This is a genomic window from Streptomyces liliiviolaceus, from assembly GCF_018070025.1.
Lineage (GTDB): Bacteria > Actinomycetota > Actinomycetes > Streptomycetales > Streptomycetaceae > Streptomyces > Streptomyces liliiviolaceus.
The window spans coordinates 1901363-1926115 of sequence record NZ_JAGPYQ010000002.1 but is presented as its reverse complement, the minus strand read 5'-3'; the positions used below and the strand labels follow the sequence as shown (position 1 = coordinate 1926115).

General features: G+C 71.1%; 18 protein-coding genes. 5 read left to right on the top strand and 13 right to left on the bottom strand.

Annotated features, from left to right (window positions below; translation table 11 throughout):
* Positions 1–31 precede the first annotated feature (31 nt).
* Complete coding sequence (locus J8N05_RS43800) at positions 32–406, bottom strand: toxin Doc (protein WP_210894310.1); 375 nt, start codon at positions 404–406, stop codon at positions 32–34.
* Positions 403–642, bottom strand: a complete 240-nt coding sequence (locus J8N05_RS43795; RefSeq protein ID WP_107017285.1) for a hypothetical protein — start codon at positions 640–642, stop codon at positions 403–405. The genes J8N05_RS43800 and J8N05_RS43795 overlap by 4 nt, the downstream gene beginning before the upstream one ends.
* Positions 643–866: 224 nt before the next feature.
* Between J8N05_RS43795 and J8N05_RS43790 the strand changes: the two genes are divergently transcribed.
* The 3 genes from J8N05_RS43790 (at position 867) to J8N05_RS43785 (ending at position 4159) form a co-directional block, all read left to right on the top strand.
* Positions 867–3029, top strand: coding sequence for an ABC transporter (locus J8N05_RS43790; protein ID WP_456339989.1), 2163 nt, complete (start codon positions 867–869; stop codon positions 3027–3029).
* On the top strand, positions 2974–3360 hold the full coding sequence (locus J8N05_RS48335) for a hypothetical protein (RefSeq protein WP_456339988.1): 387 nt from the start codon (positions 2974–2976) through the stop codon (positions 3358–3360). The genes J8N05_RS43790 and J8N05_RS48335 overlap by 56 nt, the downstream gene beginning before the upstream one ends.
* 136 nt (positions 3361–3496) lie before the next feature.
* Positions 3497–4159: a hypothetical protein gene (locus tag J8N05_RS43785; RefSeq protein WP_210893229.1), complete on the top strand. Its 663-nt coding sequence runs from the start codon at positions 3497–3499 to the stop codon at positions 4157–4159.
* Between the two features lie 35 nt (positions 4160–4194).
* Here the strand turns inward: J8N05_RS43785 and J8N05_RS43780 are convergent, their stop codons facing one another.
* The gene (locus tag J8N05_RS43780; protein WP_407700009.1) at positions 4195–4536 is read right to left on the bottom strand and encodes an ArsR/SmtB family transcription factor; all 342 of its coding nucleotides are present in this window, start codon (positions 4534–4536) and stop codon (positions 4195–4197) included.
* Positions 4537–4607: 71 nt separating this feature from the next.
* Between J8N05_RS43780 and J8N05_RS43775 the strand changes: the two genes are divergently transcribed.
* A complete protein-coding gene (locus J8N05_RS43775; RefSeq protein ID WP_210893227.1) occupies positions 4608–4961 on the top strand; it encodes a putative quinol monooxygenase in 354 nt (117 codons plus the stop codon).
* Between the two features lie 57 nt (positions 4962–5018).
* Here J8N05_RS43775 and J8N05_RS43770 read toward each other — a convergent pair whose 3' ends face one another.
* The 3 genes from J8N05_RS43770 to J8N05_RS43760 all read right to left on the bottom strand — a co-directional run bounded on the left by J8N05_RS43770 (position 5019) and on the right by J8N05_RS43760 (position 8082).
* Positions 5019–5678 (bottom strand): class I SAM-dependent methyltransferase, encoded by a 660-nt coding sequence (locus tag J8N05_RS43770; protein ID WP_210893225.1) that lies wholly within the window; start codon positions 5676–5678, stop codon positions 5019–5021.
* Positions 5679–5821: 143 nt separating this feature from the next.
* Positions 5822–6889, bottom strand: a complete 1068-nt coding sequence (mraY, locus tag J8N05_RS43765) for a phospho-N-acetylmuramoyl-pentapeptide-transferase (protein WP_210893223.1) — start codon at positions 6887–6889, stop codon at positions 5822–5824.
* Positions 6890–7032: 143 nt separating this feature from the next.
* Positions 7033–8082, bottom strand: a complete 1050-nt coding sequence (locus J8N05_RS43760; protein ID WP_210893222.1) for a saccharopine dehydrogenase family protein — start codon at positions 8080–8082, stop codon at positions 7033–7035.
* A 148-nt stretch (positions 8083–8230) separates the two neighbouring features.
* On the opposite strand from J8N05_RS43760, the gene J8N05_RS43755 reads away from it, so the two are divergent.
* Positions 8231–9175: a helix-turn-helix domain-containing protein gene (locus J8N05_RS43755; protein ID WP_210893220.1), complete on the top strand. Its 945-nt coding sequence runs from the start codon at positions 8231–8233 to the stop codon at positions 9173–9175.
* A gap of 35 nt (positions 9176–9210) precedes the next feature.
* On the opposite strand, the gene J8N05_RS43750 is transcribed toward J8N05_RS43755, so the two are convergent.
* The 7 genes from J8N05_RS43750 to J8N05_RS43720 form a co-directional block, all read right to left on the bottom strand.
* On the bottom strand, positions 9211–10128 hold the full coding sequence (locus J8N05_RS43750) for a lysophospholipid acyltransferase family protein (protein ID WP_210893218.1): 918 nt from the start codon (positions 10126–10128) through the stop codon (positions 9211–9213).
* Positions 10129–10188: 60 nt separating this feature from the next.
* Complete coding sequence (locus J8N05_RS43745) at positions 10189–10842, bottom strand: methyltransferase family protein (protein ID WP_210893216.1); 654 nt, start codon at positions 10840–10842, stop codon at positions 10189–10191.
* The gene (locus tag J8N05_RS43740; protein ID WP_210893214.1) at positions 10842–12104 is read right to left on the bottom strand and encodes an aromatic ring-hydroxylating oxygenase subunit alpha; all 1263 of its coding nucleotides are present in this window, start codon (positions 12102–12104) and stop codon (positions 10842–10844) included. Before J8N05_RS43740 ends, J8N05_RS43745 begins: the two co-directional genes overlap by 1 nt.
* 66 nt (positions 12105–12170) lie before the next feature.
* Complete coding sequence (locus tag J8N05_RS43735; protein ID WP_210893212.1) at positions 12171–14885, bottom strand: PEP/pyruvate-binding domain-containing protein; 2715 nt, start codon at positions 14883–14885, stop codon at positions 12171–12173.
* 19 nt (positions 14886–14904) lie between these two features.
* Entirely contained in the window at positions 14905–16020 is a 1116-nt protein-coding gene (locus J8N05_RS43730; protein ID WP_210893210.1) for an SAM-dependent methyltransferase, read from the bottom strand.
* Between the two features lie 13 nt (positions 16021–16033).
* A complete protein-coding gene (locus tag J8N05_RS43725) occupies positions 16034–16795 on the bottom strand; it encodes a thioesterase II family protein (protein WP_210893208.1) in 762 nt (253 codons plus the stop codon).
* 131 nt (positions 16796–16926) lie between these two features.
* A complete protein-coding gene (locus J8N05_RS43720) occupies positions 16927–24753 on the bottom strand; it encodes a type I polyketide synthase (RefSeq protein WP_210893206.1) in 7827 nt (2608 codons plus the stop codon).

Below are 24753 nucleotides of genomic sequence, written 5' to 3'. Positions count from 1 at the left end.
GCCATGTGTCCGCCGACCGGCCTGCCCGGCGTCAGATGCGCCAGGTACGGATCCGGTCGGCGGCCTGGTAGACCGTGGCCTTGCGGGCCTGTATGTCGCGCACCAGCTCCACCAGCGCCCCGTAGGGCGGATCGATGCCCTCGGCGGAGGTGTGCATGTAGGCGACGGCGACCTGGCAGGCGTACAGGGAGTTCCGGTACGGCAGGGGCTCCAGCCGGACGATCGTGTGCAGGAGCGCCGCCGCCCGCCAGGACGCGTCCGGCGTGGCGAGGCCGGGGCGGGGGATGCGGGTCTTGTGGCGGGCGACCGCGGCCACCAGGGCCGAGTAGTCCCCGACCGTCACGTCCTCGGGGACGGCCTGCTCCTGGATGTCGAGCAGCCAGGCGATGTCGACATGGAGCATCAGGCGGCTTCGGCTCCCTGGTGGCGGCCGGCCGGCGGGATCTCGTCCGGGAACGCCTCGTCGAACTCGGCGCGCTGCAACTCGCCCCAGGAGACGGCGTAGCGCACGAACTGCTGGCGCTGGCGTTCGCGGAGGGAGAGGTCGTGGACGTACTGCTTGAGGGAGGTGCCTGCGGCTGCGGCTGCGGCGCGCAGTTCCTGCATCTCCTCGTCGCTGTAGGTGATGTTCAAGGACGGCATATGCGGATGGTACCTAGTAGGTACCTGGGTGGGCAAGCGGGGTCTTTTTCGGGGGTGTGGGAGCTGGGTTGCGGGGCGGGTGCGGGTTCGGTGGGGGCCGGTCGCGCAGTTCCCCGCGCCCCTGGAGGAACGGGGCTGCGCCCCTGTTCCTCCCCCAGGTGCTGAACCGGCGCAGGAGCGTCAGGGTGGATGTGAGGGGCGGAGTCGTCCGGTGAGGAGGGGTTGTGGAGCGTGTCCCGTCCGACCCGTTCGTGCATGTCAGAGGTGCCAGCGAGCACAATCTCAAGAACGTCGACGTGGATGTTCCCCGTGACGCGATGGTCGCCTTCACCGGGATCTCCGGGTCGGGCAAGTCCTCGCTGGCCTTCGGCACGCTGTACGCCGAGGCCCAGCGCCGGTACTTCGAGTCCGTCGCGCCCTACGCCCGGCGGCTGCTCCAGCAGGTCGGTGCGCCGCACGTCCAGGAGATCTCCGGGCTGCCGCCCGCCGTCGCTCTCCAGCAGCGGCACGGTGCCCCCAGCTCGCGGTCCACGGTCGGCACGCTCACCACGCTGAGCAACCTGCTGCGCATCCTGTACTCCCGCGCCGGCACCCATCCGGACGGGGCCCCGCGGCTGGCCGCCGAGGCGTTCTCGCCCAATACCGCCGCCGGTGCCTGTACGCGGTGCCACGGACTGGGGGTCGTCGTCGACGTCGCCGAGGACCTGCTCGTACCGGACCCCTCCCTGAGCATCCGCGACGGCGCTATCGCGGCCTGGCCCGGCGCCTGGCAAGGTGCGAACCTGCGCAGCGTCGTCAGCGGTCTGGGCATCGACATCGACAAGCCGTGGCGCCGGCTGCGGAAGAAGGACCGGGAATGGCTGCTGTACACCGATGAACAGCCGTCCGTGCTGATCGAGCCGGAGGCCGACCGGATCGATTACGGCTACTACGGCACGTTCTGGAGCGCCCGCGCCCATGTCATGCATGTCCTCGCCGACTCCAAGAGCGAGCGGATGCGGGAACGGGCGATGCGCTTCGTCCGGAGCGTGCCCTGCCCGCGGTGCGAGGGCAGCGGGCTGCGGCAGGAGGCCCTGGCCGTGACCTTTGCCGGGCGCTCCATCGCCGAGGTCAACGCGCTGCCCCTCACCGAGGTCGTCGCGCTGCTGCGGCCCGTCGCCGAACTGCCCGGGACCGGGGCGGCCACCACGACGGACCCGGCCGGGGAGGCGAGCGAGGTCGCGGTACGGATCTGTGAGGACCTGGTCGCCCGGATCGAAGTACTGCTCGGACTCGGCCTCGGCTACCTCGGTCTGGGGCGCCGCTCGACGACCCTGTCGCCAGGTGAGGCGCAACGGCTGCGCATCGCCACCCAGCTCCGTTCCGGACTCTTCGGCGTCGTCTACGTCCTCGACGAGCCCTCCGCCGGGCTGCACCCGGCCGACGCGGAGCCCCTGCTGGACGTGCTGGACCGGCTCAAGGCGGCGGGCAACTCGCTCTTCGTCGTGGAGCACGACATGGACGTCGTGCGACGGGCGGACTGGGTGGTGGACATCGGGCCGGAGGCGGGTGAGGGCGGCGGACGGGTCCTGTACAGCGGTCCGGTGTCCGGCCTCGAAGGGGTCGCGGAGTCCGCCACCGGCCGCTGTCTGTTCGGACACGCGCCACCGGTCGAGCACCGCCCGCGGACGCCACGGGGCCGGCTGCGGCTGAGCGGCGTCTCGCGGCACAACCTGAGGGACGTCTCGGTCGACATCCCGCTGCGGGTGCTGACCGCGGTGACAGGCGTGTCCGGATCCGGGAAGTCCACGCTGGTGACCCAGGTGCTCGCCGAGGTCGTACGCCGCCACCTGAGCCAGGGCCCGGACGGGAACGGAAGCGACGAGGACGGAGGCGACGGGGACGGCGCGGAGCTGGAGGTCGACCTGCGGGACGCGTCGGGGCTCGACTCCTTCGACCGGCTGGTACGGGTCGACCAGCGGCCCATCGGCCGGACGCCCCGCTCCAACCTGGCCACGTACACCGGCATGTTCGACGCGGTCCGCAAGCTGTACGCGGCGACCGACGAGGCACGGGAGCGCGGGTACTCCGCGGGGCGGTTCTCCTTCAACGTCGCGCAGGGCCGCTGCGAGACCTGCCAGGGGGAGGGGTTCGTCGAGGTCGAGCTGCTGTTCCTGCCCGGCACGTACGCCCCGTGCCCTGCCTGCCACGGCGCGCTACGACGCCGGGACGCTCGAAGTCACGTACAGGGGAAAGAACATCGCCGACGTGCTGGCCATGCCCGTGGACGAGGCCGCAGGGTTCCTCGCCGATCTCCCGGCGGCCTCCCGGAGCCTGGAGACGCTGCGGGAAGTGGGGCTGGGATATCTGAGGCTGGGGCAGCCCGCGACGGAGCTGAGCGGCGGTGAGGCCCAGCGCATCAAACTGTCCACGGAGCTCCAGCGGGCCCGTCGCGGCCACGCGCTCTACCTCCTCGACGAGCCGACGGCCGGACTCCACCCGGCCGATGTCGCCCTGCTGCTGCGGCAGTTGCACCGGCTCGTCGACGCGGGCAACACGGTCGTCGTGGTCGAACACGACCTGGACACGATCGCCACCGCCGACTGGGTCGTCGACCTGGGCCCCGGCGGCGGGGACGCGGGCGGCCGGGTGATCGCCGAAGGCCCTCCGGCAAAGGTCGCGAAAGCCCGCCGCAGCGCTACGGCGCCCTATCTGGCACGCCGGTTGGCGGGGTCCTGAGCCGCCGTCGCCGACCGCCCGGTACCGGATTCGGACATCGCTCGCGCCTCATGGGAACTATTTGGCCACAGAGGGTCCACAAGGCTCGCTCGCAACGTCATGATGCATCCCTCAGCAGCACCGCTCAGGGGGACACATGAGCCACGAGTCGACACCGCCGCCCGTGCCGGGCCTCCTGCCGCCGCCCCTGCCTCCGCCGCCCGCGAAGAAGAACCACTCGAACGCGGTCGTCATCGGCTCCGCGGCTGCCGTCGTCGTCGCCGTCGTCACCACGGGCCTCGCGGTGAGCGGCAGCCGTGACGGGGCGGCCGAGCCGGGACCGACCGTCACGGTCACCGAGGTCGCCACTCCGGGCGACGCGCACGCCGTGGCCGGGGACGACGCCCGACCGGCCGCCGAGGAGCCCGGCGACGGCGTCCACGGCCTCAGTGAACCGGCCGCCTACGACAACGACGTGGAAGTCAGCCTGTCGAAGTTCTCGCGGGGCACGTCGAGCGACTACGCCTCCCCGGGGAACACGCCCTACGCCAAGTTCACCATCAAGATCGTGAACGGGTCCGACGAGAGCGTCAACGCCGACGAACTCAGCGTCAACTGCGCCTACGGCGACGAGGGCAAGGAGGGTGACGCCATCTTCGACGAAGGGCTCGACGGCCTTCCCGAGACCCGCATCCTCGCCGGGCGCTCCCTTTCCGTCGTCTGGGCCTGCGAACTCCCCAAGGACCAGCAGTACTTACAGGTGGAGGTCGCACCCGACTACGAATCGAGGACCGCCGTGTTCACCGGCAATGTGAAGTAGGCAGGCGGCCTTTTCGCCAAAGAGCGACTCCTCGGTCACGGCTCGGTTCTGCCCTCGCCCGGGGCGCCGGGGCCGCCCGAGTCGCCCAGGCCGGCCTGATCGTCGCGTTCGGTGACGAGGATCCGGAGCAGACCGGGGCAGTGCTCCTCGATGTCCGTCCTGCGCAGGCGCAGGGTGCTTCCGTTGCCGTGGTCGCGCTGCACGACCAGGCCCGCCTCCCGCAGCACCCGGAAGTGATGCGTACGCGTGGCCTTCTTGACCGGCAGGTCGAACGACCCGCAGGCGTGCTCCTGATCCTCGGAGTCGGCCGCGAGCGAGGCGATCACCTTGCGCCGGGAGTCGTCCGCCAGCGCGGCGAACACTTTGCCGAGATCCACGATCCTCCTCCGGGCGGCACACTTCAGGTACGGCTTGCATCATACCTCGATGCTTGACTAGCCTCCGAGGTATGGACATCGTCATACCTGAAGCATCTGGTCCCATCGGCATCCACGGATTCGCCCGCTCCCGCCCGGAACGCGCCGAGGAACTGGAACGTCTGCTGCTCTCGTTCGTCGAGTCGACCCGCGCCGAGCCGGGCTCCTGGCAGTACCAGGTGCACCGCGACGCCGCCGACCCCACCACGCTGGTCTTCTACGAGCTGTGGCGCTCCGGTGACGATCTGCGCAGTCACCTCGCCCGGCCCGAGCTCGTCCGCTTCCAGGAGACCCGCATGGAGTACCTGCGCGAGGACCTGGAGATCCACTGGCTGACCCCGCTCAGCGCGGACGCCTCGACCCACTCCGCACAACAGGACGCGTAGCGCGTCGGCCCGGCTGCGGGCCGCCCCGGGCGCCGGTGGACCGTCCCGGCCGGAGTGTCAGCGGCGTGCCAGCAGTACTCCGCCGAGCGTGCGGGCCGCCGAGGTGATGGTGGGGTGGGTCTCGACCGTGAAGCCCGCCTCGGTGAGCCACGTGGCCACCTGGCCCGGCTCGCGGAGGCGGCCGTAGGACTCCGGCCAACTTCCGTCGCCGTCCTGCGGCTTGGGCGGTGAGGTGCCGGCGGCGTGGAAACCCAGGAGCAGCAGGCCGCCGGGCCGCAGCACCCGATGGAAGCCGGCGAGGACGTCGCCGATCGCCACATCGGGGATGTGCATGATCGCGTACCAGGCGAGCAGAGCGGTCAAGGAACCGTCCGCCAGGGCGAGTTCGGTCATCGAGCCCACCTCGAACCGCAGGCCGGGGTGCTCGCTCCGGGCCACCTCGATCATCCTGGGCGACAGGTCGATACCGAAGGCGTCCACGCCGAGGTCCCGCAGGTGGGCGGTGATCCGCCCGGGCCCGCACCCCACGTCCGCGACGGGCCCGCCGCCGGCCGCCCGTACGGACCCGGCGAACAGTGCCATGACCTCTTGCTCGGGCGGCAGTTCCGCCAGGAGGTTCCGTGTCTCGTCCGCGTAGCCGACGGCGTCGGCGTTGTAGGACGCCCGGGTGTCCGCCAGCCATCCCTCGGTCTCCGGGTCTTCCCGTCCGGTGCTCACACGGGGAGGTTAGCCGAGACGACGGTCGCCGCACGAGGAACCACGTGCGGCGGTCGCCGGATGAAGAACCATCAGGCGGCGGTCGCCGTATCGGGAAGCAGGGGTCGCCGTGCCTTCCGGCATCCGGGCGGGGCGGAAGGGGCTCAGCCCGCCACCCAGCCCGCGTAGAACACGCCGATCCCGAGGATCACGCAGATCCCCTGGATGGTCCAGAAGCGGACCACGACCAGGACCTCGGACCAGCCCTTCAGCTCGAAGTGGTGCTGCAGGGGAGCCATCTTGAAGACCCGTTTGCCGGTCAGCTTGAACGAGCCGACCTGGATGACCACGGACAGGGTGATCAGCACGAAGAGCCCGCCCAGCAGGGCGAGCAGCAGCTGGGTGCGGGAGCAGATGGCCAGACCCGCCAGCGCACCGCCCAGGGCGAGCGAACCGGTGTCACCCATGAAGATCTTGGCGGGTGAGGTGTTCCACCAGAGGAACCCGATGCAGGCACCCATCAGCGCGGAGGCGACGACGGCCAGGTCGAGCGGATCGCGCACCTCGATGCAGGAGCCGGGATCGGTGAGGTTCATCGCGTTGGCGCACGAGTTCTGGAACTGCCACAGCCCGATGAAGGTGTAGCCGGCGAGGACCATCGCCGAGGCGCCGGTGGCCAGCCCGTCCAGGCCGTCGGTCAGGTTCACGCCGTTGGACATGGCCAGGATCATGAACAGGGCCCACACGACGAACAGGACCGGCCCGATGGTCCAGCCGAAGTCCGTCACGAACGACAACTTCAGCGAGGCGGGAGTCAGTCCGCGGTCGTCGGCGAACCGGATCGCCAGGACGGCGAACAGGATGCCGACGATCAGCTGGCCCGCCATCTTGGCACCGGCCCGCAGCCCCAGCGAACGCCGCTTCACGATCTTGATGTAGTCGTCGAGGAAACCGACGACACCCATGCCCGCCATCAGGAACAGCACCAGGACACCGGGGAAGGTCGGCGGCTCACCGGTGATGACCTTGGTCAGGACGTACGCGGCGAGGGTGGACAGGATGAAGGCGATGCCGCCCATGGTGGGCGTGCCGCGCTTGCCGAGGTGGCCGCGGGGCCCGTCGTCACGGATGAACTGGCCGTAGCCCTTGCGGGCCAGCAGCTTGATCAGCAGTGGTGTGCCGCCGAGTGTCAGGAACAGGCCTATGGCCCCGGCAAACAGGATCTGGTTCATCGGACGGCGGTTTTCCCCTCGACTGCGTACTCGTGCGTGACCGCCGCACCGGTGTGGGCGGCTGTCGCAGCCCACACCCTATGCATAGAGCCAATCGCTGTACTCCGGTGGGTAGTTGCCGCCCCACGACCCGGCGCCGAAGGCTACTTTGTCGTCGAGTACGTGATGTGCGGGGCGAGCGCGTCGAGGAAGTCGGGGGCGTCGAAGACGGCACCGGCGAAGGCGACACCCGTCCGGCCGGTCCGTCCGTCGAGGACGCGGTGGACGGCCTCCACGGCGAGGGGCGCGGTGACGGCGTAGATGTCCTGACCCGAGGCCGTGGCACGGCGCTCGGTGCCGCCGGAGCGTACGACGACATCGACGAGGAAGGTCTGCGCGGACCGTCCGCTGCCGTCGACGGCGGTGGGCGCCGGGGTGTCCGGGGTCGCCAGGTCGCCGGCCGCCTCGGTGGACATGTAGGTGCGCACCTCCGGGATGGACAGGTGGCTGGGCACGGTGACGACATCGGCCATCGTGAACTCCCCGACGACGGCCCGCGTGCCCATCGGGGCGGGGAAGTGCCAGTCGAGGGTGGGCAGGTCGTCCCGGTGGTACTCAAGCCGCCCCTGCCGGAAGCGGACGCGCTGCCCGTTGCGCCGCGCGTGGACGGCCGCGCCCGCGACGCGCGTCCCGGCGGTGGGGTGCCAGCCGCTCAGCCCGTAGGCGATGTGCGCCTCGTCGGCCGCGGTCCAGTCACCCATCGCCGCGGTCACCAGCAGATCGCCGAGTCCGCCGTAGAAGGCCATCGCGGGCACGATCACGGTTTCGGCGGCGCGGGCACGGTCCGCGAAGTGCGCGAGCGTGTCCGCGTTCGCCTCGATCTCGGCCGCCACATCGACGTACGGGACACCGGCGCGCAGGGCCGCCTCGATCACGGGGGCCGCCGTGGTGGTGAAGGGACCGGCACAGTTGATCACCGCCGCCGCACCGGCCAGGGCGCGGTCGAGCGCGGCCGGATCGTCGACCGGGGCGGGCCGGACGTCGAGCCCGGGACGGGCTGCCGCCAGCGCCCGCAGCTTGCCCTCGTCGCGGCCGGACAGCACCGGCACGAACCCGCGCGCCAGCAGCTCCGCCACCACGAACCGCCCGGTGTGCCCGTACGCGCCGTACACCGCCACGGTGTGTCCCGGACTCGTGTTCATGACCGTGTTCATGACTGCTCCCCGTGCTCGAAGGTCCGTCAGGATCCGTTGAACGGACCGGTTGAACGGATCCGCTGCTCGGATCCGTTGTGATCATCCTGTCGAGCGCCGGTGCCTGATCGTGAGTGTCCGGAACGACATGCTGCGTACAATTACGGACATGGGTTCTGTCGCGGTGGTCGCCACCGAGGGAATGCTGCACTTCGAACTGTCGGTGGCCTGCGAGGTGTTCGGCAGCGCCCCGGCGGGCGTGGACGTCCCCTGGTACGACGTCGAGGTCTGCGGGTCCGCCGCCGTACGGGTCGGCCGGTTCCGGCTGGAGCCCGACCACGGGCTCGACCGGCTGCCGCACGCCGACACGGTCCTCGTACCGGCCTGGGCCGACGTCGACGAGGACCCGCCCGGCGACCTGGTCGACGCGGTGCGCGCGGCCCACGAGGCGGGCGCACGGGTGGCCTCCCTGTGCACGGGCGCCTTCGTGCTCGCCGCCGCCGGACTGCTGGACGGCAGACGCGCCACCACGCACTGGGCGCACACCGACGTACTCGCCGCCCGCCACCCCCGCGTACAGGTCGACCCGGACGTGCTCTACGTGGACAACGGCAGCGTGCTCACCTCCGCGGGCAAGGCCGCGGCGATGGACCTGTGCCTCCATCTCGTCCGCCGCGACCACGGTTCGGCGGTCGCCAACGCGGTGGCCCGCCGCCTGGTCGTACCGCCCCACCGGGCCGGCGGTCAGGCCCAGTTCGTCGCCGCGCCCGTACCCGCCCGGGACGACCACCCGCTCGCCGCGCTGCTGCCCTGGGTGATCGAACGCCTCGACCAGCCGCTGACCGTGGACGATCTGGCACGCCGGGCGGGGATGAGTGCGCGCCACCTCGGCCGGCACTTCAGGGCGGCGACCGGCACCACCCCGCTCCAATGGCTGCTGTCCCAACGCATCCGCCGCGCCCAGGAGTTGCTGGAGACCACCGACAGCGGTGTCGAGGCCATCGCGGAGGCCACCGGCATGGGGACCGCCACGACACTGCGCCGCCACTTCAACCACACGCTGGGCGTACCGCCGGACACCTACCGCCGTACTTTCCGCTCACGGCCCGCATGACGGCGACTGAATGCACCTGAACGCGCCCGCAGGGCCTACCCGAACAGCGACCGGCGCTCGCCGACCATCTTGGTGAGCATGTCCTGGACGGTGTCCCGGACCTCGTCGGAGATCTTGTGGACGAACATCGGGTCGTCCAGCGAGTCCTGCGCGTAGGAGGCGGTCGGCAGGGGCGTACCGAAACGGATCGTCCACTTCGTCGGCAGGGGGATCGCGCCGAGCGGTCCGAGCAGGGGGAACGTGGGAGTGATCGGAAAGTACGGCAGCCGCAGGAGCCTGGCCAGGGGGCGGGCGTCGGCGACCATCGGGTAGATCTCCTCGGCGCCCACGACGGCGCACGGCACGATCGGCGTCCCCGTGCGCAGAGCGGCGGAGGCGAAGCCGCCCCGGCCGAAGCGCCGCAGCCGGTACCGCTCGCCGAAGGGCTTGCCGAGGCCCTTGTAGCCCTCCGGCATCACGCCGACCAGTTCGCCGCGTTCCAGCAGCCGCAACGCGTTGTCCATACGGGCCTGGGCGTGCCCGGCCCGGCGGGCCAGCGTGCGCAGCACGGGCAGGTCGAACACCAGGTCCGCGGCGAGCAGGCGCAGCGCGCGCTGGGCGGGGTGGCGGTCGCGCAGGGCCACCTGCAGCATCAAGGCGTCCAGCGGGAGCGTGCCCGAGTGGTTGGCCACCACCAGGGCGCCGCCCTCGTCCGGCACGTTCTCCAGTCCCTCCACCGTCACCCGGAAGTACTTCTCGTACAGGGGCCGGAAGGGGGCGAGGATCATCTCGTCGGTGAGTTCGGGATCGAAGCCGAAGTCGTCGACGCTCTGCTCGTCCGTGAGACACCGGTCGACGAGGTCGCGGCCCCGCGCGAGAGTCAGCAGCCCCTGGGCGATCACTTCCGTGAACAACTCGGCCGGGCTCACCCGTTCCTGCGCGGTCCCGGACCGTCCGTCGTCCGCCTCGCCCATGCGCTCCTCCTCCTGCGTCGTGCGGTGTGCCGTCCGGTGTGTTGCCGGTCAACGGCCGAGTCAGTAGACGAAGGGGACCAGCTTGGCCGTCTTCTTCGCGTACTCGTCGAACGCTGTCCCGTACCGCTCGGCCAGGTACTTGTCGAGCATGGGGATGTTCATGAACGAGAACATGCACGCCATGATCACCGGGATGACCAGGGCCCAGAGGCTGCCCGTCACCAGGGCGAATCCGGTGAAGAGCACGACGTCACCGAAGTAGTTGATGTGCATGGAGTACTTGAAGAGACCCTCGGTGTAGAGCTTGCCCTTGTGCTCCGGCGCCCGCTTCCACAGCTTGCGCTGGTACTCCGAGCCCGTGTTGAGGTACGAACCCACGAGATAGAGCAGTATCCCGAGCCAGGTGACCACGCCCACGGAGGCGGAGTTGGTGCCGCCCAGGTACGCCATCGTGCCGTGGATGACGACGACCCAGACGCCCACGGTCGCGGCCTCGGACCACTCCATGCTCCTCTTCAGCATGACGAAGGTCGTGGCGACGAAGCGCAGCAGGTAGATCGCCGAGAGGGCGAACAGCAGCCCCCGGCGCAGCGGTTCGGCGTCGACCGCGTCGGTGCCACCGGACAGGAACCACCCCGCCGCGGCCACGGCCAGCGCGTTGCACGTGGTCACCAGGATCTTGGGACCGGTCGAGGCGTCGTACCCGCCGTACATCAGGAACGGGCCTTCGTCAGGCCGTCCTCACGGTCGCCCGACCCGGCGCGCTTGCGTCGGGCGCCGTGCGTGCCCTTCGAACCGTTGCCAGTGCCGTTGCCGTTGCCAGTGCCAGTGCCAGTGCCAGTGCCGTTGGTCGTGGGAGGTGTCTTGGCCGTCTGTGCCACAGGGGTCTCCGGGGTGTCCGTGGGTGTGGGTGCTGCCTTCGCCTCGGCCCCGGCCTCCGTCCCCGCCCCCGCCTGCGCCTCGGCCTTGAGCCGGTCCCGCATCTGCAGGAACTTGGCGTTCATCTCGTCCACGGCGATGAACTTGTTCACGCCGCGCTCACTGACCTTGGGCTCCTGCCGGAGCATGATGCCCACGTCCTGTGGGTCCTGGACGAGCTTCTCCATCAGGAGCGACGCGCGCAACACCCAGGGCCTGAGTGGCTTGATGGGCACCATGGTCCGCAACTGCGGGTACTCGTACAGGCGCATGATCGCCAGCGTGTTCTCGTCGTCGATCGGCGTGAGCCAGGTCGTGATCTCCAGCAGACCGGTCTTGACGTGGGTCAGTCCCGGCGCCTGGTAGATGAGGTCGAAGTGCGAGCTGTTGGCGGGGTTCGCCTCCTCGCACTGGTCGAAGGTGGAGCGGATCGTGGTGCCGTCCACCTCGACCTCATGGTTGACGATCTTGTTCGCGGCGAGGTAGCGCTCCCGGCCGTCCATCCACAGATTGCGGGCGGTGCCGTACATGAAGGTGTAGTCGATGTTGTTCGTCCAGTGATCCCGGTGCACGAAGGTCACGTGGTAGAACTCAAGAAGGCTCTCGATGTACCGGGTGTAGTGGACCGGCCGGGTCCAGGAGATCGTCTCGTGCGGGCGCGGATTGCCCACCAGTTCGTGGGGCAGCTCGATCTCGGGGAGCTGTTCCCGCGCCTCGCCCCACCACAGCCACACCAGCCCGTGCTGCTCGCGCACCGGGTAGGTCTTCAGCTGGAGCGACTGGGGTATCCGGGCGTTCGCACCGAGTGCGGGGACGACCTTGCAGGTGCCCTCGGCGTCGTAACGGAAGCCGTGGTACGGGCATTCGACCGTGTTTCCCTTGAGCCGGCCCCCGGCGATGTCGGCGCCCTTGTGCGGGCATCGCGCGCTCTGGCAGACGAGGGTGCCGCCGAGGTCGCGCCAGAGGATGAGCTCCTCGCCCATACGTCGTACACCGGTGGGTTTGTCGCGTTCGATGTCACCGGTCTGAAGGATCGGGTACCACTGATTGGGGATCATCTCGCTGCCTTCCTGGGGGTGACCGCTTCACGGGAGCGGCACTGATCGCTGGCGGACGGGGGAGGTTCAGCCTTCGATGACCTCCACGACACCCGTGTCGCCGTCGACGACGATCAGGTCGCCCGTGTTGATGCGCTGCGTGGCGTGCTTGGTGTTGACCACGGACGGCACGTTGAACTCCCGCGACACGATCGAGCTGTGGGAGAGCATCGAACCGATGTCGGTGACCACCGCGCCGGCGATGGCGAAGAGCGGAGTCCAGGACGCGTCGGTGTAGCGGGTGACCAGCACCTCGCCGGGCTGGAACTCGTCCGCCTGCCAGACCAGGTCCTCCACGATCCGCGCGCGGCCCATGATCCGCCCCGGGCTGGAGCCCAGCCCTTCCAGCCGGGTCCCGTCGGCCGTGGGCCGCACCGCCTGGGTGATGTCGTGCTCGCCGACGAACGTGAGCGGCGGCTCGGGCAGCCGGTTGTGGTACTCGTGCAGACGCCGCCGTTCGTCCAGTTCGGCCCGCGAGAACGCCTCACGTTCCGTGGCCCCACCGGCCAGATAGGCCCGTACGTCCTCGAATTCGAGGAAGGCGACCTCGTCCAGGGAGTGCAGGACGCCCTCCGCGACGAGCCGCCGGCCCACCTCGTACACCACGTTCCTGACCAGCCAGATCGAGGTGATCATCGACATACGGGTGGTCTCGCGGAGCTCGCTGCACAGGCTGTACATCGAGATGACGGTCTCCAGGACCTTCCGCTTGGCCAGCGGCAGCTTCTCCAGGGCCGCCCGGCCGTCGCCCTCAGCGTGGGCACGGCTGCGCCCCATGAGGTCGTCCACGGAGATCCCGTCGGCGGCGTAACGGCGGATCATCTGGAAGATGTACGACGGGTCGTCGATCCAGCGCGGATGGGTCAGCTCCATCTCCTGGCGCCCACGGGTGCCGTTGGCACGCAGGAACGGCTCCACCTGCGCGTCCCAGAACGCCCGGCCCTCGGCGTCGCCGCGCAGCCGTTCCTCGATCTCGTCGAGGGGCGCCTCGTCGATGATCTTCAGTACACGGGGCCTGGCCTTGGCGGCCTGGGCCACACCCCAGATCTCCTGCGCCGACGCGACGGTCCGCAGGCTCGACATGTCGGTCTTGATGCGGTTCTGCAGGTTGTCGCCGTCGGCACCGAGCCAGCTCGCGCACAGCTCGGTGAGGATGCCGTAGAACCCGAACGCGTTGATGTAGTACGGCATGTAGCCGACGTGCGCGTCGTGGAAGTAGCCCAGGTAGCGGGACAGTTCGGCATCGAGTTCCCGGCGGCTCATCCGCGTCAGGTCGAGCTGCCGGGCCCGGTCGAACTCGTAGAGCCGCGAGCCGGCCATCTCCTCGGCACGCTGCTTCATGCTCAGCATCTCGGTGGCCGTGGCCTGCACCCAGTGCACCGTCGAGAGCAGATCCTCCACACCCCCGGGAAAGGTACCGAAGGGGTTCCTGTACGCGGCGAGGTCGACCTCCTCGCTGACGAAGCGCTTGGTGAAGTGGCGCTGGTCGCGGGTGGGCAGACACTGCCCGAGCAGATAGGCGGTGTAGGAGATGTTCAGGTACACATGCCCCTGGAAGAAGCCCATCTGCAGACCCACGTCACCGGTGTCCCGCACCCCGAGCGCGGCGGCGCAGTCCCCGTGCACATGGCGCTGGTAGTACTGCGCGAAGCTCAGACCGAGCGGCGACATCAGTCCCACGAAGATCTCGCCGATGTCCATCCGCGACCAGAGCGTGCCGTGCTGCACGGGGTCGCTCTGCCGCTTGAGATACGGGCTGCGCTCCCCGTCCGCCGTCGCCCTGTCCGGCGGACGCGTGGTGACCGGCCTGGCCTGGAGGAGGTGGAGCTCTCCGTCGCGCATGGCCCACTCGATGTCCTGCTCGGTGCCGTAGTGCGCACGGACCTCGACCGCGAGCCCGGCGAGCACACCCAGCTGCTCCCGGGTCAGACAGGGCGCGTTGCGGTCGGCGGCGTCGACCTTCGTCATACCGATACGGCCGGGGGTGAGGGGCGCGCACTTGGTCACCTTGTATCGCACATGTTCCTCGATGACCTCCAGCGTGCGGTCGTCGACGACGAAGAAGTCACTGGACACCCGTCCGGAGACCAGTCCCTCGCCGAGACCGCAACAGGCCTCCACGACCAGGCGGTTGGGCCGTGCGCCGACGGGGTCGACGGTGAACAGCACCCCGCTGACGTCCGCCTGGACCATCTCCTGCACGACCACGGCGATGGAGCCCGCGGGACCCGTCCCGTCGCGGTAGGCGGCCGCGCGGTCCGACCACAGGGAGGCCCAGCAGACCTTGACCGCGTCGAGCAGGTCCTGGTCGCCCGACACATCGAGGACGGTGTCGTGCTGGCCCGCGAAGGACTGGGCGGCGGAGTCCTCCCGGCAGGCCGACGAACGGACCGCGACCCGGGGCCTGCCCAGTTCCTCGTAGGCGGCCACGATGGCATGGGTGAGGGGCTCGGGTATGTCCCGGGCCGTGATCAGCTCACGGATGACCCCGGGGTCCGTGCCGCGCGCCTCGGCGGCCCGGATCTCCGCGCCGAGGCCCGTCTCGCGCAGGAACAGGTCGAACAGTCCGGTGGTGAGGCAGAACGCGGGCGGGACGGGCAGCCCCGCCTCGATCATCTCGCCGAGCCGGGCGGCCTTGCCGCCCAGTGTCTCGCTGCCGACGCCCGTCGTGCGACCGAGTACGACCACGAGTGAGGCGGGAGAGACGGCGGGGGCCGGAGTGCTTGCCGTGCGTGTGTCCATGATGAGGTCTCCTGGCCCGTCAGGCCTGAACGTGGGTGCCGTGGCTGCCGTCGACGCTGCCTGCGCCGTTGGTCGCGACGAACACGCGGAACGGCTGTGTGGGGACGATCCCGGCGGCCCGGACGTCCGTGAACCCCGCCTTCTCCAACTGGGCGACCAGCTCGTCCTCCCGCGGCAGCGGGCCACCGAAGTCGGCGTACTCGAACCAGAGGTTGAGCACGTCGAGTCCGGCGTTGCCGCCGCCCTGGCACGAGGAGGTGAGGAGCAGCCGGCCGCCCGGCGCCAGGAAGGAACGGGCCCGCTCCAGCACCTCGACGCGCTCGGCCTCGGGGAAGTAGTAGATGTTGTTGTGCAGGGTGACGAGATCGAACTGGGGCTGGAGTTCGAGGGTGCGCAGATCACCCTGGCGGGTCTCCACGCGGTCGGTCAGCCCCCACTCGGCCATGTTGGCGGCGGCCCGCGCGGCGACCTCCGGCTGGAGGTCGACCGCGAGGGCGGTCAGGCGCGGGTTGAGCCCTGCGGCGTGACGGACGTACGCCCCGGTCCCGCAGCCGATCTCCAGCAGCCTGACCGGGGTGGCGCGCTCCAGGTGCCGGTCGACGGCCTCCCGCACCATGCCCTGCAGCGCCAGGGAGGACCGGGCGATGACCGTGCCGTCCTGGTCGCCGAGGGAGAAACGACGGCCCTCCTTGAGCATCCGGGGCGCGTCCAGCAGCGCGGGCACATGGAAACGCATGATCTCTTCGAGGGCGGCGGCCACCGCGTCGTTCCCCGCGCGGGCCAGGAGCTTGGCCGGCGTGCTGCGGAGGCGGTAACACCCCTCGCGTACATCGAGTTCACCGAGACGGACACCGGTGTCGAGCCACGCGCGCAGCCGCTCCCGGTCCTGCGGCACCTCCAGATACTCGACCAGGCTGTCCAGGTCGCAGGGCCGGACCGCCAGGCACTGGAGCACACCCGAGCCCGAGGCGGACGCCAGGAAGGCCGCCCGGTACAGGGGCGTCACCACCACCGTGGAGAGCGCCAGCAGCAGCGGGGTCCGCGGGTCCGTGACGACCTTCGCCACGGCCAGCGCGTCCGTGATCGGTGCCTCCACCCGGTCCTTGACGGTCCTGGCCAGGCTCAGTAGATCCATGAGGGTTCCCTCTTCACAGTGGGCGGTCGGGGCGGCGGCCGCGGCGGTGGTCGAGGTGGCGGGCGAGTTCGGCACGGATCTCGCGCAGGAGGTACGGCCTGGACGCGCCGTTGAGGAAGAAGTGGTCGCCCTCCACGTGGTGGCGCAGGAGCGAGCCCCGGGTGTGGACGCGCCACGCCTCCATCTCATGCGCGGGCGCGATCGGGTCACGGGTGGCGGAGAACGCGGTCATCGGGCAGTTCAAGGGCCGGCGCGGGGCCCAGCGGTAGGTCTCGCAGACGGTGAGGTCGGCGCGCAGCACCGGCAGCCGCCGTTCCAGGTACGAGCCGCCGATGGTGTCGTCGGCCCCCAGGCCTCCGAGGTCGCGTACCAACTGCCGCAGCTCCGCGTCGGAGAGCGTGTGGTCGCGGCGGTCGCCGTACAGGTGCGGCGCCTTGCTGCCCGACACGAACAGGTGCGCCGGCTCGGGCAGCCCGCGGTCCCGCAGCTCACGGGCCACCTCGTAGGCGAGCAGCGCTCCCATGCTGTGCCCGAACAGGGCGTAATCATCGACGAGTCCGTGCTCGATCAGTGCGTCCGTGAGGTCCGTGACCAGCGCGCCCATGGCGGTGTACGGCGCCTCCTTGGCACGCAGTCCCCGGCCGGGCAGGAGGACGGGGACGACGTGCACATCGTCACCGAGGTGCGCCGCCCAGTTCCGGTAGACGGACGGTGTGCCGCCCGCGTACGGCAGACAGACGAGACGCAGGGGCGCGCTGCGAGCCCCGGCACCCATGGCTGTGGCTGTGTCTGTGGTCGTGCTCGGGCCGAAGCCGGGGAACCAGCCAGCAGTGGGTGGTCGCGGAGCCGAAGGGCCCCTCGCCGCCGGCCGCTCGATCGTGTGCACGTGGATCCTCTCGGTCGGGGTCAGCGGCTGACGAGCGCACGGCCCTCCGGCGAGTCCAGCCAGGCCAGCGTCAGCTCGATGCCCTCCTCGAAGCCCACCTCGCTCTTGAACCCGAAGTCGTCGCGCGCCCGGTCGACGGCGTAGGACTGATCGCGGTCGAAGAGATGGACGGCATGGCGGGTGAGCACCGGGCGGGACTTGATCCCCAGGGCGTCGTAGACCCTCTCGGACACCGTGGCCACGCCCCGCGCCACCGGGGTCGGCAGACTGAACGCGGGGGGCTTCACGCCCAGACCGCGAGCCAGCGCCTCCACGTACTCCCGCCAGGTCGTCGGATCGGGGTCCCGCATGTTGTACGCCTTGCCGATCGCCGTGTCCGACGCGCACGCCGCGATCATTCCGTCGACGAGGTTGCCCACGTAGACGAGCCCCGCCGGTACGGCGCCGCCGCGGACGTAGACCATCTGGCGGCTCAGCAGCAGCGTCGCTATCTCGATCACGAAGTCCTTGCTGCGCGGCCCGTAGACCGACACCGGCCGTACGACGGTGACCGGCAGCCCGGTCCGCTCGGCGGCCTGCCGCACGGCTCGCTCGCCCAGCACCTTGCTGCGGTTGTACGGCAGTCCGATGTCCCTGGGTTCCGCGCTCTCGTCGCAGGGGGTGACCGGATAGCCGTACACGTCGGTGGTGCTGAGGTGGAGGAGACGCTCCACGGTTCCCGCTTGGTGGGCGGCCTCGACGAGGTTGCGGCTGCCGTCGACGTTGATCCGCCTGAACTCCTCCCACGGGCCCCAGTCGGCCGACAGGCCCGCACAGTTGTAGACGTGCCGGACGCCGGACGCGGCGCGGCGCAGGCTCTCCGGGTCGCTCAGATCACCGGTCGCCACCTCGACGTCCAGACCCGCGAAGGCGGAACGGTCACTGCCCTCGCGCACCAACACCCGTACGCGGTGGCCGTGTTCGGTCAGCCGGCGCGTCAGATGCCCGCCGATGAACCCGCTCGCGCCGGTGACCAGGACGTCCGCGACGGAGTCGCCCGACGGGCCAGGGTGAGCGGCGGGAGCGGGAGCGGTCGGGCGTGAGGTCGCGGTCGGGTGCTCCGCGGGGCCGGGGGAGGGGGATGGGGTTGCGTGGGTGTGTTCCGCCATGGCTCGTCCCAGGAGGTCGAGGGAGTGTTCCAGGTCTTCTTCGGTGTGGTCCGCGTTGACGAAGAAACGCAGCCGGCACTCGTCGCGTGCGACGGCCGGATAGCCGATCGGCATCACGTTCACGCCGCGCTCCAGCAGGGAGTTGGAGAGTGCCATCGTCTTCTCCCAGTCGCCGATGACGACCGGGATCACCGCCGAGGCGCGGGACACACCGATGTCGAAGCCGCGCGCACGGGCCGAGTCGCGGAAGTGCTCGGCGAGCCGCCGCACCCGGGCCACGCGCTGTGGCTCGTCCCGGAGGACCCGGATCGCCTCCAGGGCGGCGGCCGTGTTCGCGGGTGAGATACCGGTGCTGAAGATGTGCAGCGGCGCGGTGAACCGGAGGTACTCGACGATCGGTTCGCGGGCCGCGATGTACCCGCCGAGGCTGCCGAGCGCCTTGCTCAGCGTGCCCATCCACAGGTCGACGTCACGCCGGTCGACGCCGAAGTACTCGCCGATGCCCCGGCCCGTGCGCCCGAGGACACCGATCGAGTGGGCTTCGTCGATCATCAGCATCGCGCCGTGGCGCTTCTTCACGTCGATGAACCTGCGCAGGTCGGGGAGGTCGCCGTCCTGGCTGTACGCGCCCTCGATGAGCACCAGGGCCCGCCGGTGCTGCAGGCGCAGTGTGCCCAGCAGTGAGTCAAGCGCGCGCCAGTCGTTGTGCGGGAAGGGCCGGCGCCGCGCACCCGAGAGCATGCAGCCCCGCAGCGCGCTGTCGTGGATCCACTCGTCGTGCAGCACCAGGTCCTCGGGCCCGAAGAGGTGCCCGATGGTCGCCACGTTCGTGGCGTGGCCACCGGCGAAGACGATCGCGGCCTCCGTACCGAGGAACGAGGCGATCTCCGCGTCGAGTTCGTGGTGCAGCGGCGTCTCGCCGAACAGCAGGGGCGTGGCCGAACTGGAGGTGCCGTACCGGTCGACGGCCTCCTGCGCCGCCCTGCGCACCCGCGGGTGGTGCGACAGCGCGAGGTAGTTGAAGGAGGAGAAGTTGACGACCGGGCGACCCTCGATGGAGACACGGCCGGAGTTGTGGCCCTCGTGGATCCGGCCGTACGGGTTGGAGCCGCTCGCCGTCGTCTGGCGGAGGCGGCCCTGCAGTTCCGCGTACTCGGCCCACTCCTCGAACGCGCGCTCCTGCTTCACCGGGGGACCGTCGACGGCGGCCGGGGGAGTGCCGTTCCCGTGGACCGGCGGCCGGTCACCGGTGTCCAGCAGCGCCACGAGCTGGCCGACGGTCGGGTCCTCGGGCACCGATTCCCGGTACGTGGCCAGCTGCTCGGGGAAGCGGCGGGCGAGGGCGCGTTCGAGCTCGGTGCGCATCAGTGAGTCGAAACCGAGGTCCGCGCCCAGGCGTGCGTCCAGGGGGATCTGCTCGGGCGGGAAGGCGCAGGCACGGGCCACCTGGTCGACCACCTCGCTGCGGACGTTGCCGGTGGCCGGAGGGGCCGGGGCGGCAGGAGCCGGAGGAGTGGTTGTGACCGGGGGCGCGGCGACAGCGGAGGCCGGACCGGGATCCGTGACACCGTCCCGCGCCCCACCGCCCGTCGTCGGCGATTGCGCCGAGAACCAGTACGGCCGCCCTTCGAGCACCGCGTGCGGTACCGGGATCCGCGGCCTGCGCGCGCCCTCGTCCAGCGCGGCCCAGTCCACCGGCCCGCCCGCGCAGTGCAGCCGGCCGAGCGACTGGAGAAGCGTCTGCCAGTCACCGTCGCCCGCCGGGCCGCCGCGTGCGCGGCGCAGCGAGGGCAGCCACAACACCGACTCCTCGTCGTCCCGGGTCGTCATGGTGCGTGCCATGTTGAGCAGGGTCGGATGCGGGCCGATCTCCACGAAGGCGTCGCAGCCGAGGCCGCGCAGGGTCGCGAAGCCGTCGGCGAAACGCACCGGACCCAGCATGTGCCGCGCCCAGTCGTCGGCCCCGACCTGCCCGGTGACCAGGTCGCCCGTGGCGTCGAAGACCCAGGGGATCTCCGGCCGCCGGAAGGCGACACCGTCCGCCGCGGAGCGCAGCGGCTCGGCCGCACCGGCCATCAGCGGGGAGTGGAAGGCGTGGGACACCGTGAGAGGCCTGACGACGACGGACCGGCTCTCCAGCCGCTCCCGTACCCGGTCGATCTCCGTGCGGGGTCCGGACAGCACCAGCTGCCCGGGGGCGTTGACGGCGGCGACCGCGACGGAGTCCTCGGCGGCGGCCTCGGCGCGGATCGTCTCCGCGTCCCCGGCGCAGGCGATCATCGCGCCCTCGCCGGGCTGGTCGGCCATGTGCCTGCCCCGCACCACGGCCAGTGTCAGGGCGTCCTCCAGGGACATCACCCCGGCGACACAGGCGGCACCGTACGCGCCGATGCTGTGTCCGAGCAGAGCGGTGGGCCGCACACCCAGCGAGATCCACAGCTCGGCGAGCGCGACCTCCAGCGCCACCAGCGCGGCCTGGCAGTACCGGGTGCTCGCCAGCCGGTCGGCGCTCCCCTCCCCGAACAGCAGTTCCGTCAGCGGGACGCCGAGGTGCGGGCGCAGGACGCGGTCGGCGCGTTCCAGGGTGCGGGCGAACCCGCCGTGCGTGTCGTACAGACCCTTGCCCATGCCGGTGTACTGCGTGCCCTGGCCGCTGAAGAGGAACGCGACCTTCGGCGCCGGTCCCGGCCGGGACCGGCCGCGCACCACGGCGGTGGACGGTCCGCCGCGGGCCAGGGCGTCGAGCGCGGTGTCGAACGCCTCCTGGGAACCGCCGGTGACGACCGCCCGGAAGGCGAGCCGGGCCCGGCCGGTGTTGGCCGTGTGGCACAGGTCCGCGAGTTCCGCGTCGGGGTGGGCGGCCAGATGGGTGCGCCAGCGCTGCGCCAGCGTGGTGAGAGCCGTCGGTGTGTGCGCCGACAGACACAGGGCGTGGGTGGGCCGCTTCGGAGCCACCGCGTCGATCGGGTCGGGATCGGGAGCCGATTCGAGCACCACGTGCGCGTTCGCCCCGCCGAACCCGAACGAACTGACCCCTGCCCGTACGCTGCCGGTGTCCGGCAGGCCGGTGAGCCGGGTCGGCACGTCGAGCCCGGCGTCGTCCCAGGCGAGACGGCGGTTCGGGGTACGCAGATGGAGTGTCGGCGGAACCTGGCGGTGCCGTACGACGAGGGCGGCCTTGATGAGCCCGGCGATGCCCGCCGCCGACTCCAGGTGGCCGATGTTGGTCTTGACCGACCCCACCAGACAGCGGCTGCCCTCGGGCCTGCCCCGGCCGTAGGCGGCGGCGAGACCTTCCCATTCGACGGGGTCGCCGAGCGAGGTGCCGGTGCCGTGCGCCTCCACGTAGTCGATGTCCGGACCGCTCAGACCCGCCTGGGCCAGGGCCCGTTCGATCACGGACCGCTGGGCCGAACCCCTCGGCGCCGTCAGGCCGTTGCTCCTGCCGCCGTGGGCGGTGGCCGACCCGCGGATCACGGCGTGGACCGGGTCGCCGTCCGCGAGCGCCGCGGAGAGCGGCTTGAGGAGGACCAGGCCCACGCCCTCCCCGCGTACGTAGCCGTTCGCCGAGTCGTCGAACGTACGGCACCGTCCGTCCGGGGAGAGCATGTTGCCCTGGGCGAACGCCACCGAGAGGCCCGGCGAGAGCAGCAGGTTGACCCCGCCGGCCAGAGCCGTGTCGCACTCGCCGCGCCGCATGCTCTCGCAGGCGAGGTGCACCGCCAGCAGCGACGACGAGCACGCGGTGTCCACGGCGAGACTCGGCCCGCGCAGATCGAGCGTGTACGACAGCCGGTTCGCGGCGATGGAGTGCGCGTTGCCGGTGGCCGCGTGGACGTCGATCGTCTCCAGCCGGCTCATCTGCAGCGCGGAGTAGTCATGGCTGCTGATGCCGACGAACACCCCGGTCGCGCTGCCCGCCAGGCCGGTCGGGTCGAGGCCCGCGTCCTCCACGGTCTGCCAGGCCGTCTCCAGGAGCAGCCGCTGCTGGGGGTCCATCCGCGCCGCCTCCCGCGCCGACAGGCCGAAGAAGCGGGCGTCGAACTCGTCCACGCGATCGACGAACCCGCCGAACGCGGGCGCGTCCACCTGCTCGGCGGCCCACCGGCCGCCCGGTACCCCGGTGATCGCGTCGCGCCCGTCCACCAGGAGCCGCCAGTAGCTGTCCGGGTCCGGGGCCCCCGGGAAACGGCACCCCATGCCGATGACGGCGACGGGCTCGTACCCGGTGTCCTGCTGCCGTGCCGGTCGCCGCAACGGCTGCGATCTGGGTGGCGGTGGCGCCGCCGTAGTGCCTGTTGTGCCCGCCGTGCCCGTCGCGCGCCCGGCGGCACCGACGTGGGTTGCACCGACGTGGGTTGCGACGGCCCGGATGGTCGGGTGCTCGAAAGCGGTGCCCGTGCTCATCGCGCGCCCCGTCCGCGCGCCGAGTTCCGCGAGGATCGCCACGGCCTGCTTCGAGTCCAGGCCCAACGAGGCCAGGGGCCTGGTGACGTCGACCGAGGCGGCGGACAGGCCGAGGCGCGTCGCCACCTCCCCGACCAGCCAGGCCTCGACGGCGTCCGCGTCCCACGGATCGGCCGCCCGGTCCCCGGAGAGCGACTCACGACCGGGGTCCTCGCCGAGGAACAGGCCGATCAGGGTGTCGACCCTCGGACGTGTCAGCAGCGCGCCCACGGGAATCCTGGTGCCGAGCCGCTCCTCCAGGGCGCGTACGGCGACGAGGAGCGCCGGGTAGTCCAGGTCGAGTTCGCGGAACGTCCAGCCGGTCACGTCCGGCGCGTCGGCCGTGGCCGGGACACCCGTCAGGATCTCGGTGACCGCGTCGACCACCCGCTGCCGGCGCGCGGCGACGGACAGGCCGGCGAGGTCCCCGGCGGGGAGAGGTGTCTCAGGGTCCCGCGTGACGCTGGCCGCCACCACGGTGAGCCCGAGTCCGAGGAAGTCCCGCCTGCACGCCTGTCGTTGGATCTTTCCGCTGGTCGTCCTGTGGACCGTCGACCTCTTGAGGAGGACGACGGCGTGGGGTGCCACGTCGTGCTCCTCGGCGATGGCCGTGCGCAGCTTCGCCAGGAGCGCCTGCGCCCCGTCGAGGCGCCTGCTCTCCACCTCGTGCACGACGACGAGTTCCTCGGCGCCGTCGACCTCGACCGAGAAGGCCGCGCCCGACCCCGCCCGGACCGCCTCGTCGGCCCGCTCGACGGTGAGTTCGACGTCCTGCGGGTAGTGGTTGCGGCCCTGCACGATGACGACGTCCTTGATACGGCCGACGACATGGAGGTGGCCGTCCTTCAGGAAGCCGAGATCGCCGCTGCGCAGGAAGGGCGTCGGCCCCTCGCCCTCGATACGGGCCCGGAAGGTGGCCTCGCTGGTCTCGGGGCGGCCCCAGTAGCCGTGCGCCACGCTCCCGCCCGCGATCCAGATCTCACCGACGTGCCCCTCGGAGTCGATCCGCCGTCGGGTACCGGGATCGACGATCGCTACGTCCACCCCGTCGACTGCGGGGCCGCAGCCGACCAGCCGGACCGCCCGCTCGCCCCGCGCGGACTCGGCGACCCCCGTGCCCAGCGCGGCGGACGCGAACGCGCCGACCGGCGGCGGTTCGTGCGCGCCGACCCCCGTCACCATCAGCGTCGCCTCCGCGAGGCCGTAGCAGGGCAGCAGGGCACGGCGTTCGAAACCGCAGGGCGCGAACCGCTCGGTGAACAGGTCGAGGGTGTCGGCGCGTACCGGCTCGGCCCCGTTCAGCGCCAGCCTCCAGTGGCTCAGGTCCAGGCCGTCCCGCTGCTCGTCCGTGATCCGGCGCACGCAGTGCTCGAAGCCGAAGTTGGGGGCCACGCTGGTGGACGCCCCGGTCCGCGACAGCGTCTCCAGCCACAGCAGCGGCTGCCGCACGAAGGACATCGCGGCCATCAGGTGAGCGGGAAACCCGCCGTACAGGGGCGTGAGGATGCCGCCGATGAGACCCATGTCGTGGTACGGGGGCAGCCAGGACACCATGCCCGAGTCGGCGTCGTGCTCCAGCCTGCGGTGGATCGAACGGAGGTTGTGCAGCAGGTTGCCGTTGCTGACCATGACGCCCTTGGGGGACGAGGTCGAGCCCGACGTGTACTGGAGGAAGGCCGTCGCATCGCTCCCGACGGACGGCTCGCGCCAGTCGTCGGCTCCGGCGTCGTCCAGCTCGGACAGCGCCAGCCAGCGCAGACCGGCGAGCCCGAGCGAGTCCATCTCGCGTCGTTTCGTGGCCGCGAAGCGCGACAGGGCCGCGGTCGTGAGGGCGTGGGTGGCACCGGAGTCCCGGGCGATGGCCGCGAGACGAGGCATGGTCTGGCCGAAGCGCCGGGTGTCCGGCGGGTAGGCGGGTACGGCGATGGCTCCGGCGTACAGGCAGCCGAGGAAGCCGGCGATGTAGTCGAGCCCCGGGGGGTGGAGCAGCAGGACCGGCCTGCCGGTGAGGCCTTCGCGTTGGAGGAGCGCGGCCACGGCCCGGGTGCGGAGGTCGAGCTCACGGTAGTTCCATGACTCGCCCTGTTCCGTCTCGCCCGGTTCTCCTGTCCCTCCCGTGTCGGTTCCGGCGAGGAAGCGGTAGGCGAGCGCGTCCGGACGGTGTTCGAGATGGCGGCGCAGCAGCCCGGCGACGGTCTTCGGCTCTTTCCCCTGCCAGGGTTGCCAGGGGGTCTTGTCGGGATCCTGGTTCAT

Bases quoted from the DNA above. Each gene is read 5' to 3' on its own strand.
- J8N05_RS43745 (WP_210893216.1), bottom strand. From the start codon at position 10,842: ATGTACGGCGGGTACGACGCCTCGACCGGTCCCAAGATCCTGGTGACC.
- mraY (WP_210893223.1), bottom strand. From the start codon at position 6,889: ATGAACCAGATCCTGTTTGCCGGGGCCATAGGCCTGTTCCTGACACTC.
- J8N05_RS43740 (WP_210893214.1), bottom strand. From the start codon at position 12,104: ATGATCCCCAATCAGTGGTACCCGATCCTTCAGACCGGTGACATCGAA.
- J8N05_RS43730 (WP_210893210.1), bottom strand. From the start codon at position 16,020: ATGGATCTACTGAGCCTGGCCAGGACCGTCAAGGACCGGGTGGAGGCA.
- J8N05_RS43725 (WP_210893208.1), bottom strand. From the start codon at position 16,795: ATGGGTGCCGGGGCTCGCAGCGCGCCCCTGCGTCTCGTCTGTCTGCCG.
- J8N05_RS43735 (WP_210893212.1), bottom strand. From the start codon at position 14,885: ATGGACACACGCACGGCAAGCACTCCGGCCCCCGCCGTCTCTCCCGCC.
- J8N05_RS43760 (WP_210893222.1), bottom strand. From the start codon at position 8,082: ATGAACACGGTCATGAACACGAGTCCGGGACACACCGTGGCGGTGTAC.
- J8N05_RS43785 (WP_210893229.1), top strand. From the start codon at position 3,497: ATGAGCCACGAGTCGACACCGCCGCCCGTGCCGGGCCTCCTGCCGCCG.
- J8N05_RS43755 (WP_210893220.1), top strand. From the start codon at position 8,231: ATGGGTTCTGTCGCGGTGGTCGCCACCGAGGGAATGCTGCACTTCGAA.
- J8N05_RS43775 (WP_210893227.1), top strand. From the start codon at position 4,608: ATGGACATCGTCATACCTGAAGCATCTGGTCCCATCGGCATCCACGGA.
- J8N05_RS43720 (WP_210893206.1), bottom strand. From the start codon at position 24,753: ATGAACCAGGATCCCGACAAGACCCCCTGGCAACCCTGGCAGGGGAAA.
- J8N05_RS43795 (WP_107017285.1), bottom strand. From the start codon at position 642: ATGCCGTCCTTGAACATCACCTACAGCGACGAGGAGATGCAGGAACTG.
- J8N05_RS43750 (WP_210893218.1), bottom strand. From the start codon at position 10,128: ATGGGCGAGGCGGACGACGGACGGTCCGGGACCGCGCAGGAACGGGTG.